7 protein-coding genes and 3 pseudogenes are annotated in these 10983 nt (G+C 70.2%); 9 read left to right on the forward strand and 1 reads right to left on the reverse strand.

The features are described 5' to 3' along the window. Positions 1 to 156 precede the first annotated feature (156 nt). The 3 genes and pseudogenes from BX286_RS35585 to BX286_RS35595 form a co-directional block, all read left to right on the forward strand. A pseudogene (locus BX286_RS35585) lies at positions 157 to 270 on the forward strand (AAA family ATPase); the annotation flags it as partial. Between the two features lie 279 nt (positions 271 to 549). After that, positions 550 to 1119, forward strand: a complete 570-nt coding sequence (locus tag BX286_RS35590) for a GNAT family N-acetyltransferase (protein ID WP_121017916.1) — start codon at positions 550 to 552, stop codon at positions 1117 to 1119. 49 nt (positions 1120 to 1168) lie between these two features. Further along, positions 1169 to 2670: pseudogene (locus tag BX286_RS35595) on the forward strand (IS1182 family transposase). A gap of 180 nt (positions 2671 to 2850) precedes the next feature. Here the strand turns inward: BX286_RS35595 and BX286_RS35600 are convergent. Then, positions 2851 to 3830: pseudogene (locus tag BX286_RS35600) on the reverse strand (IS5 family transposase). 536 nt (positions 3831 to 4366) lie between these two features. On the opposite strand from BX286_RS35600, the gene BX286_RS35605 reads away from it, so the two are divergent. The 6 genes from BX286_RS35605 to BX286_RS35630 all read left to right on the forward strand — a co-directional run bounded on the left by BX286_RS35605 (position 4367) and on the right by BX286_RS35630 (position 10827). Further along, entirely contained in the window at positions 4367 to 5182 is an 816-nt protein-coding gene (locus tag BX286_RS35605) for a class I SAM-dependent methyltransferase (protein WP_187344331.1), read from the forward strand. 147 nt (positions 5183 to 5329) lie between these two features. After that, positions 5330 to 6229: a LysR family transcriptional regulator gene (locus BX286_RS35610; protein ID WP_100865019.1), complete on the forward strand. Its 900-nt coding sequence runs from the start codon at positions 5330 to 5332 to the stop codon at positions 6227 to 6229. A gap of 114 nt (positions 6230 to 6343) precedes the next feature. Further along, the gene (gene dmpI / locus BX286_RS35615; RefSeq protein WP_042811709.1) at positions 6344 to 6526 is read left to right on the forward strand and encodes a 4-oxalocrotonate tautomerase DmpI; all 183 of its coding nucleotides are present in this window, start codon (positions 6344 to 6346) and stop codon (positions 6524 to 6526) included. Between the two features lie 1135 nt (positions 6527 to 7661). Beyond that, complete coding sequence (locus BX286_RS35620; RefSeq protein ID WP_398898925.1) at positions 7662 to 9263, forward strand: Mu transposase C-terminal domain-containing protein; 1602 nt, start codon at positions 7662 to 7664, stop codon at positions 9261 to 9263. Then, positions 9260 to 9658, forward strand: a complete 399-nt coding sequence (locus tag BX286_RS35625; protein WP_261993692.1) for an ATP-binding protein — start codon at positions 9260 to 9262, stop codon at positions 9656 to 9658. The genes BX286_RS35620 and BX286_RS35625 overlap by 4 nt, the downstream gene beginning before the upstream one ends. A 119-nt stretch (positions 9659 to 9777) precedes the next feature. Then, positions 9778 to 10827, forward strand: coding sequence for a tyrosine-type recombinase/integrase (locus BX286_RS35630; protein ID WP_121017935.1), 1050 nt, complete (start codon positions 9778 to 9780; stop codon positions 10825 to 10827). Positions 10828 to 10983 lie beyond the last annotated feature (156 nt).

Genomic DNA, 10983 nt, shown 5'->3' on the forward strand with positions numbered 1-10983 from the left:
ACAGTGCAGAAGGCGTTGTCGTCGGCGTGGCCGGAGCCGCGGAAGCCGCTTCCGCCGAGGGCGACGCGACTGGATCCGTTCAAAGCCGTTGATCGACGAGATGCTGCGGGCGGACCTCGACGCGCCGCGCAAGCAGCGGCACACGGTGAAGCGGATGCTGCCATCGTCGACCGTCTCACCTCCGGCGGCAACATCATCGAGACCGGCACCGACTCCTACCGCCTCGCCACCACCCGCGCCCGCGCCGAACAGCAGGCCGCGGCCGGCTGATCTGCCACAAAGCTCACAGCGCGATCGGGCGGGACTTCAGAGCCTCATTGACGATCTGCTCCGCAGACGCACTTGAGGTTGTCCGAAGGGTGGAAGACCAGGTCACTCACCCGGGGATGCGACACGTTCGCCTCCAGGAGCTAAACAACTCCTGGAATGCCGCGCGTCGTGGTGAAGTGCGGCTGCCGAGCGCTGCTCTAGAAAAGGCGAGGCCGCCGGGCAGTCGTGATGCGACAATCCGTCCGCAACTTGATCCACATCCGCGTCCCGGAGGTCCGCATGGACGTCGCCTCGCTGCTGCCGCTGACCACGCCCCGGTTGTCGCTGCGTCTGTTCACTCCCGGCGACGCCGATGACCTGTACGCCTACCAGAGCCTGCCGAGCGTGGCGCGCTACTTGTACCGGCCGGCGCACACGCGTGAGCGCAGCGAGCAGGTTGCCGCCGAGCGTGCGGCGCAGACGGCCTGGTGCGCCGACGGGGACAAGCTGGCGCTCGCTGTCTGCCGACGCGATGAGCCCGGCGTCCTTGGAGAGGTGAGCCTCACCCTGGCCGATGCCCGCGCCGCCCAGGCCGAGATCGGCTGGACTCTCGACCCAGGTCACCAGGGGCACGGCTACGCGACCGAGGCGGCCGCGGCGCTGGCCGGGTTTGCCTTCGACGCGCTGGGCGTGCACCGGCTCTACGCACGGCTGGATGTGGAGAACACCGGGTCTGTGCGGGTCTGTGAGCGCCTCGGGATGCGCCGGGAGGCGCACCTGGTCGAGAACGACCTCGACGGGGATCGCTGGGGCAGCGAGTACATCTATGCGGCGCTGTCCGCGGATCTTGGCAGTCGATCAGGCGATTGAGCCCGCCGGCGCATCCTGTTCGCGATCTTCCATACGGGAGAATCCTGGTATGTCTGGTGGGGATGGCCTGTTCGAGGTGGATCCGGCGGCGGTGGTGAAGCCGGAGACCGCGCCGACGGTGGCAGTGAAGAAGACCTTCCGGGCGTTCGTCCCCGATCAGATGCTGATGCTGCCGCCGTCGCTGGATGAGTGGCTGCCCGAGGGGCATCTGGCCCGATTCGTGGCCGAACTGGTCGACGAGGTGCTCGACCTGGGCCCGATCCTGGCGTCCTACACCGAGAAGCGCGGGTTCCCGCCGTATGACCCGCGGTTGATGGTCCGGTTGCTGATCTACGGGTACACCACCGGAGTGCGCTCGTCGCGGGCGATCGAGCGCAAGTGCACCGATGATGTGGCCTTCCGCTATCTGGCCGCGGGGGCGGCCCCGGACTTCCGCTCGATCGCCCGGTTCCGCCGCCGCCACCTCGACGCCCTCGCCGACCTGTTCACCCAGTCGCTGCACCTCGCGACCAAGCTCGGCCTGGTCAAGATGGGCCGCGTCGCCCTAGACAGCACAGGCTCGAAGCCAGCGCCTCCAAGCACAAGGCGATGAGCTACGGCCGTCTGATCGACAAGGAGGAACGGATCGAGGCCGAGATCGCCGCATTGGAGGCCAAGGCCGCCGCCCTGCTCGCCGACGCCGAGGCCACCGACACCGCCGAGGACGAGGCCTTCGGCCCCGACGGCAAGGACACCGACCTTCTCTCCGAACTCGACCGACGCGAAAAGCGCCTCGCGCGCCTGCAGGCAGCCCGCGCCCAGATCGAGGCCGAAGCCGCCGACAAGGCCCGCAAGCATGCTGAGGGCATCGAGCGCCGCCGCCAGGCCCGTGCGGGCAGCAGCGACGAGCAGGCCGTCACCGACGCCGGTGAGAAGGCCGCCGCCAAGGCCCGCCCGAAGCCGAAGGCCCAGGCCAACTTCACCGACCCCGACTCGCGGATCATGAAGAACAGCGACGGCGCCTACATCCAGGCCTACAACGCCCAAGCCGTCGTCGACGAGGCCCATCAGGTCATCACCGCCGCCGACATCACGACCAACGCCTCCGACGCGCTGAACTACACCACCATGCTCGACCAGTCCGCCGCCAACACCGGCACCCACCCCAAGCAGGCCCTGGTCGACGCCGGCTACTGCTCCGAGACCAACCTCGAAGCCGCCCGGGACCGCCAACTCGCCTGCGGCACCGACACCTTCATGGCCACCGGCCGCCTCGCCCACGACGAGCAGGTCCCACCCGCACCGCGCGGACGCATCCCCAAGGACACGACCTTGAAGGAACGCATGGCCCGCAAGCTGCGGACCAAACCCGGACGGGCCGCCTACAGCCGCCGCAAAGCCATCGTCGAACCCGTCTTCGGGCAAATCATGACCTGCCAGAACGGCCGCCGGCTCCTCCTGCGCGGCGAGGACGGCGCCCGCGGCGAGTGGCGCCTGCTCGCCGCCTGCCACAACCTCCGCAAGATCTTCCGCCACACAGGGACGGCAGGGATCGCCGCCCTGGCCTGCTGACCGGCCGGGCCTCCCCGGCCACATGACGAACCCTGCCACCCGGACACCCGGCCGACAGGGCCCCACCAGACCCCACCGGCCCGGACAAGACCACGCCACCGCAACCGACCCGCCGGTCACAGCAACAGAGCCGCTCGCCCGTTACCGACCCACGCTCCTAGGGCCTGTGTGATGTTGTGATCAGTCGGCGGTCTTCAGGAGGTCGTCGATCCAGATCATTGTGGCGCGGAGGTGGAGGCCGGCGAGGTAGCTCTGGGGCGCCTTGTCGTAGCGGGTGGCGATGCCTCGCCAGGCCTTCAGCTTGTTGATCAGGCGTTCGACGGTGTTCCGCTCTTTGTAGAGGCCGGCGTCGTGGCTGACGGGCCGGCCGCCCCTTGCGCCCTTCTTCTTCCGGTTGGCGGCCTGGTCCTTCTTCTCCGGGATGACTGCCTTGATGTTGCGTTTGCGCAGGTAGGTGCGGTTGCCGCGGGATGAGTAGGCCTTGTCCGCGGCGACCGCGCCGGGTCTGGTGCGGGGGCGGCCGACGGGCAGCCGGACCCGCACCTTGCCCAGCACAGGGATGAACTGAGGGCTGTCGGCGGCCTGTCCGACGGTCAGGACGAACGCGAGCGGACGGCATTGCCGGTCCGCGGCGAGATGAATCTTGGTCGTCAGTCCACCGCGGGACCTGCCGAGCAGGGCTTCCTTCATGCGGAGCTTGCGTCTGAGCCGGACGCGCCGGCGCTCGGCCTGTCCGTTCTGTTCCTCCGGTCCGCCCCTTTTTTCCGGGCCTCCTCCTGCTCGCGCGCAGCCTCTTCCAGGGCCTCCATGAGGTCCTCGCCGATACGCATCCCGGCGGCGTCGTGGTGGGCGCGGACCGTGGTGGAGTCCACGCTGACCAGCGACAAGTCCGTTCTCCCGGTGCGGGCCGCTGCGGCGATCAGGCCTTCCAGCAGGGCGGAGAAGACGCCGGCGTCCCGCCAGACGCGGAAGCGCCCGTAGACGGTGGCCCAGGGCCCGAACTCAGCGGGCATCTCCCGCCACTGGGCACTGGACCGGAACCGCCAGATCACCCCTTCGAACTGTTCCCGCAGTCGCTCGGGGTACGGTCCGTACCTGCCGATCGGCAGGTACGGCTCGATGAACTTCCACTGGGCATCGGTCAGTTGCCTACGCGTCACGGCCACAGTCCTACCGGGTTCCGCTCCACGAAGAGGGCAGAACCCAGCAACTGATCACGACATCACACAGGCCCTAGCCGAGCCGCCTCCCTCGCGAACTCCTCCAGACTCCTGCTGCCGTAGTACTCGGGGAAGACGAGAGGTCAGCGATCCGCTCCACCTCGGCGGATAGCTCATCCAGCCGCTGCCGACTCACGGGCGGGGGCAACAACTCCGGTCTCAGGTCCACAGCCGAATTATGTCCGTCCGTACCCACACGCCCGAGCCGAGCGCTCCGGGTGCTGCCAGTTCTCATCCGGTGCCGGCCCCCATCGACATTCGCTCTCCGTTCTCAGGCTCTGGTCCACTTCGTGTGGTCGCGTACACAGGGTGACTGTTGATCTTCGCCTATTGGTGGTTTTAGTGGTCGTAGGCGGGCAGTGCGCGCATGACTGGCTGGCCACGCATGAACCTGGCTCCGCTCATCAGGCCCCTTGGAATCGATCATCTAGGCTGGCGCGGTGACTGATGAGCGGGAGCGGGCGCAGCCGTCGGGAGTGTGGGCCACGGCAGTGGGCGTGGCCAGGGTGCGGGCGTTGGAGACCGAGCGGGAGAACGCGCTGTTCCGCGACCCACTGGCACAGGTCTTCGCCACCGTCGGCGGCCTGTGGCCCTCCCCGCCGCCGCTGCCCGATGACGAGGCCGCGCGACGCCGCCGGCTGGCCGTGTCGTTCTCCATCGTCATCAGGACGAAGTTCCTCGACGACCTGTTGCAGCAGGCCTCCGCGTCCGGGGTCCGGCAGGTCGTGCTGCTCGGCGCCGGCATGGACAGCCGGGCCTTCCGGATGGACTGGCCCGAGGGCACCCGGCTGTTCGAGGTCGACACCGCCGCGCCACTGGACTTCAAGGCTTCGGTGCTGCGCCAGGAGCGGGCCGTCGCGCGCTGCGAGCGGATCACCGTCGCGGTGGATCTGCGTGAGGACTGGCAAGGCGCGCTGGCCGCCGCAGGGCACGACCCGGCGGTGCCGACCGTGTGGATCGCCGAAGGACTGCTGATCTATCTGCCCGAGGACGCGGTGGAGCTACTGGTGGCCCGGATCAGCACGCAGTCGGCGGCAGGCAGTCGGATGGGGCTGACATTGGCCTCGCGCGGCGTGATCGAGCGCTTCGGCGCGGACGCCGCGCCGGGATCGGCGGCGTCCATGTGGGTCTCGGAAATGCCCGACGACCCGGTGGGCTGGCTGGCCGGGCACGGCTGGGAGGCCGGCAGCCACACCCTGCGCGAGCGCGCTGCCGCCTACGGCCGCCCGATCAGCACCCCTCCGCAGCGCGAGGAGCGGCCCGGCGGACTGATCTCGGCGGTCCGCCGGTAGAGCGCCTCCCGGTTCCCTAGGTGATCGATTCCAAGGGGGCTGATGAGCGGAGCCAGGTTCATGCGCGTGCCCGGCTCGGCCGTACGCTGCCAGGGGGCCTTCGCGGGCCGCCGCAGATCGGGACAGGGACCGGAACTGGGGGATCACGTGGAACTGCGCCAGTTGCGGTGCTTCGTCGCCGTCGCGGAGGAGTTGCACTTCGGACGGGCCGCCGACCGGTTGATGCTCGGCCAGCCGGCGGTGAGCCAGCAGGTGCGCCGGCTGGAGCGGGAGTTGAAGGTGGAGCTGTTCGACCGCTCGCCGCGGCACGTCCGGCTCACGGCGGCCGGCGAACGGTTCCTGCCGGCCGCCCGGGAGGTGCTGGCCGCCGAGCGCGCCGCCGCGGCGCTGGCCGCAGAACTGGCCGCTCCCGGCGCCCGGACGTTCGGGCTCGGTACCATCACCGGGCTCGGCGAACGGCTCGACCGGATCCTCGACACCTACCAACGGCACGCGCCCGAGGTCCGCGTGGAACTGCACTCGGCCCCCGTGCAGGAACGGCTCGCCAGGCTCGCGGACGGCCGCCTTGACGCGGCCTTCGTCCGCGGCGAGATTCCCGCGGGCACCGACGACGTGCGCTTCCTGCCGCTGACGGCCGACGAGTTGATGGTCGCGCTGCCCGCCCGCCACCCGCTCGCGGAGCGTTCCGAGCTCGACCTGGCGGACCTCGCCGAACTGCCGCTGCGGCTCACCGAGCGCCGCAACCATCCGGCGCTGGTCGACCTGGTGCTCACCGCCTGCCACCGGGCCGGCTTCCAGCCCGTCCCCGGCCTGGCGTCCAGCACCCTGCAGGACACGCTCGCCGCGATCGGCACCGGTACCCCGATGTGGACAGTGGTCTACGCGGCCAACGCCCGCCTGACCAGCCATCCGCGGATCGCCTTCCGGCCGCTGCGGGACCAGGTGCTGGCCCTGCCGCTGGCGCTCGGGGTGCGCCGCACCGTGCCGCACCCGGAGCTGCTGGTCGCGGCCTGCCGGGGGCGGGCCGCGCACGATCACGAATCGTGATCGCTGCCAGAGCGAAGCTCGTCTGGTTCGCCGCCGGGCTCTGCGGTGGACTGTTCTCAGAGCGCAGACCGGACATCAGGAGCCGGATAGCGTAACCACTTTGAGGAGCAGACCATGCCGATCGTCACCGTCCAGCAGGGCCCCCGCAGCATCGAGCTCAAGCGCGAGCTGGTCGCGCGGATCACCGACGCCTTCGTGGACACCCTGCAGCTGCCTGCCGAGACCGTCCAGGTCTGGATCCACGAGGTCCCCGCCGACAGCTGGGCCGCCGCGGGCAAGCTCACCGCCGACCGGTAGCGGCCGCGCGGACGCCCCACAACGCAACCAACTTCACCAGATCCGCTTGGTGCCGCCTCCCGCCCCCCCGTGGTCATCATCCCCGCAACTGATGGGCGTCATGGGTTCTGCGTCGGCTGGCGACAGCGACGCTCACCAGGTTGCGGGGTTCTGAGCTGGGCTGGCAGGTGAGGACGTGTCGTCCGCTTGATGCAGGTGCCTGTCGTTTCGCGGGTAGAAGGCTTGACGCCTGTGTAGGGATGGCGGCGCCGCGAGCAGGCCCGCACGGACCGGATTCGCGACCAGGGCGGCACCGGTCTCCTCGCCGCCCACCTGGCTCGCCTGACGGCCGACACCTCCTGGAAGGCTCTGGGCCCCCTTGCGCGCTGTGAAAGTGGGCCGCCTCCCGCGCGAAGCCGGGGCGCCCCGTCAGATCGCTTTCACCTGTGGGACCGGAAGGCTCCGAGCGTAAGACCGCTTCCACATGTGGAAGCGGCCCCCAGGGGCCGGGACCTGCAACGGATCGCCGACCGGCTTCCGAGCCCTGACCTGCCGCTTCCCGTGCCCGTTCCACGCCCGCCGCAGGCCAGAACCAGGGTGGGGGGCGAGGCGCGCCCCACCCTGGGCCGGCCGCCCGGTTACGAGCCGGCCCAGTCCAGTCCGAGGTCGGCCAGCGCCCGGAGCTGGTCGGGGTGGAGCCGGTCGCGGCGCTGTTTCTGGTTGGCCAGCCATACTCCGGTGCGGTGTTCGCTGCCTTCGGGGAGCTGTTCGACGTGTGAGCGTCCCGGGGTGCCGCCGCCTTCCCGTTCCAGGTACTGCGCCAGGGCTTGGAGGCCCTTGTCTGCGATGTGTCGGTTTGGTGTCAGTGGGGGTTGGCAGTGACGGCCCGTCAGTCAGGTCTGTTCGTGCTGCTCGTGTGACCAGGAGGCGGGACGGTTGCTGACATGGAAGCGGTGCTTGGGGTGGTTGCCGCTGTCATGGGGCGGTACACCACCACGGTGTCCACTGCCACGGAAATGGTGCTTCTTATCCATGGTGGGTGTGGCGGCCGGGAATGTTGGGGCCTGTGGAGGTCTTCCCGGTCGTGGAGTGTGTGGTGGTGGGGGAGCGGAGTGCGCTGCCAGAGGCCGCGCGGGTTCAGATGCGCGGTGCGGCGGTGGACCGGCTGCTGGAATTGCGGGCGGCGGGTCGGCTGACTGCGGGCCATGTGCGGGTGGCCGCAGGCGCGCTGGGAGTGTCGGAGCGGACGGTGTGGCGCTGGCTCGCTGCGCCCGGTCGCGGTCCCGGGATGGTCCCGGGTGTCCGGCTGGCGCGGGTGGACCGGTTCGTCGTGACGGACGAGGTACGTGCGTTGCTGGGTCTGTGGGGAGGGAACGTCGCTGCGGTACAGCGTGAGCTGGCCGAGCGTGCTGCCCGGCAGTCGCCTCCCGGTACAGCTCCGTCGTTGACGACGTTGCATCGTGCGATCCGGCGGGATCTGTCTGCGGGGGAGCGGGCGGGGCTTGCTGGTGGGGAGCGTGAGGCCCGGAAGCATGATGTGTTCCTGGCGCGGCCGCGGGGCTGGCGGAATCAGGTGTGGGAGGCCGATCACGTCCAGGCTCCGGTCCTGGTCGAGGTCGAGGGCACCGTGCGTCGTCCGTGGGTGACGTGGTTCGTGGACTGCGCGACGAACACGGTGATGGGGGTCGCGGTGACAGCCGGGTATCCGTCGCGGGAGTCGGTGCTGGCCGCGCTCCGCGCGGCGGTGCTGCGCGAGGAGCCGTTCGGCCCGCAGGGCGGGCTCCCCGAGAGGGTTCGTGTGGACCGGGGCAAGGACTTCTTGTCGAGGACGGTCGCGGCGGCGTTCGGCGCGCTGGTGGTCGAGGTGGAGGACCTGCCCGCCTACACGCCACATCTGAAGGGCACGGTCGAGGGCCTGAACCGGGCAGTGGAGTCGATGTTCCTCGCCTCGTTGCCCGGCTACGTACGCCAGCCGCGTCCGGGCCGCCGCCCCGGTCGGCCGAAGGACGAGGTGCTGCTCGGCTTCGAGGAGTTCACCGCCTGGCTGCTGGGCTGGGTGCAGTGGTGGAACACCGTCCACCAGCCCGCACCGCTGGGCGGGAAGACCCCGCTCCAAGCCTGGGAGGCGGATCCGACTCCGGTGCGGGAGGTGAGCCCTGAGGAGTTGTGGACGTTCACGCTGGAGGACGACGGCCGTGTGCGGGTGCTCTCCACCCGCGGTGTCCGGTTCCGCCGGCGGGACTATGTGGGGCCGTGGATGACGGGCCTGGCAGGTACGGGGGTGCGGGTGCGGTTCATGCCGCACCACGATCACCGGATCGAGGTCTTCGACGCCGCGACCGGCCGCTACCTGGGACCTGCGGCCATCGCGGACGAGGCGAGCCCGGAACAGATCACCGCGGTCCGTACCGCGCGTGCCGCGCGCAGCCGGCGTCTGCGCAAGGACCTCGCCGCCGCCCAGCGCGAGCGCTACGCCGCGGTGACGCGGCCGGGGAAGCCGGAGCGGCTGGACGCGGTGTCCACGACGGAGGCTGCTGCCGAGTTGGCGGTGGCTGACCGGGCGGGTCTGTCGCGGCTGGCGCTGCCGGACCTGATCCCGCCGGCCGCGCCTCCGTCTGGCTGGCGTACCCCGGCTTCCCTCGCGGCCCGTACCCGGCCGCAGCCGTCACCTGCGCCAGATGACGAAGGGCCCGGCGGCGGACCGCAGGCCGGTGCCGCCGGTGGCGGGGACGGTGCTGTGGGCGGTGGTGTGCGGTGACCGCACCCACCTATCAGTACGTCGACCTGCCCGACGCCTCCATCGTGACCACGAAGGCGCTTTTGACCGCGCGGGAGAACATCGCGGACACGGTCGCCGCGCGGGCGATGATGTGCATTCATGGCAACGCTGGCTTCGGCAAGACCTTGGCGGTCAACACCTGCCTGCACGAGTTGGAGGACACTCGGGGTGAGGAGGTCTGCCGGGTCACCTTCCGGGCCCGCCCCACCGCCCGCGCGGTCCGCTACGAGCTGTTCGAGACGCTCCGCCTGCCCGGGGAGCCGCCCCGCCACCCCAGCGAGTTCGACCGCCTGCTGAAGACCGCCCTGTCCGAGCGGCCGCGCACCTTCCTCGTCGACGAGGCTCAGTGGCTCAACGGCGAGGCGTGTGGATGAGCCGGTTGTTTCGCTGGCGGGGATTGCCTTTCCTCCGGTGGCTCGTTGAGTTCGTCGGTGGCGGCATGGTTGTTCAGGCGCTGCCTTAACTGACGAGCTTCGGGGTGTCGCGGGTGGCTGTGGGGGAGCGGGGAGGGCTGCGCCTCGTCGGTGGCGGGCTGGCTGATCCGGATGCCGGGTCGGATCCGTGGGCGTTCCAGGCAGGGTGCGCTGAAGCGTTCGCCAGGTCGTGGGTGGTGCGTGGGTTCGCTCCGACGACGGTCCGCGGTTACACCTCCCTCCTGGCCCGTGTGCTGGGGCGTTTTGACTGTCCGGTGTGGGCGGTGGAGGCCGAGGACGTAGATGAGATGCTCCACGCTCTGGTGGTGGCGGGTCTGGCTGCGGGGACGCGCCGGCAGTACCTGCAGATGCTCCGTGACTTCCATGCCTTCGTTGCACAGCGGTACGGGACTCAGGTAGGGGCTCTGTTCGGGGTGCCGGTCGGAGACGGCGGGCTGGACCGGTTCAACCGTGTGCGGCATGCCGGTGACGACGCCGCGGTGGGCCTACCGCCGAGCCGTGAGCGGCTGGATGCATTCTTCGCCTTCGTCCGTTCGCGGGTGGCTGTCGCGTCCGATTACCGGTCCGGGGCGCGGGATTACGCCCTGCTGCGCACGCCGTACTTGTCGGCGGTGAGGGTGAGTGAGCTGGTGCGTCTGGACCAGGCGGATGTGCATCCGGGACTCGGGCCGTCGGGGAAGCTGCATGTGCGGTTTGGGAAGGCTGCGAACACCTCGGGGCCCAGGCCGCGGTGGGCGCCGATGCTGGAGAGCCTGGACCGGATCCTGGCCTGGTATCTGGCGGATGTGCGCCCGCTGTTCCCTGCTACTCCGGCGCTGTTCTGCGACGAGGACGGCCAGGCGCTGAAGACGGGGACGGTTCGGGATCGCCTGGCCCGTCTTCTTGATCTTGAAGGTGTGGGTTGGGACGAGCGGTTCACGCCGCACGCGCTGCGTCGGGCGTGTGCGACGCATCAGTACGAGCGCGGGATGGATCTGATCGCCGTCCAGCAGCTGCTCGGGCATCGGCATATCGCCTCGACGATGGCGTACGTGAAGCCGTCGCAGAAGTTCATCGAGGACGCCTGGCAGCGCGCCACAGACTCCGCCGTCCGCGCGTTGGCCGGCTGATCGAAGGAGGCGAGGACATGACCTCATCAGCACCAGCGCTCCAGGGCCTGGCCAGTCCAGGCGTGGAGTGGCGGCTGCGGATGGCCGCGGCGGAGCGCGGCGTGTGGACCGGGACCCAGTTGCGTCGGCTGCTTGCCGAGAAGGCGGGGCTGGACC

The organism is Streptomyces sp. 3211.6 (assembly GCF_003634815.1).
Lineage (GTDB): Bacteria > Actinomycetota > Actinomycetes > Streptomycetales > Streptomycetaceae > Streptomyces > Streptomyces katrae_A.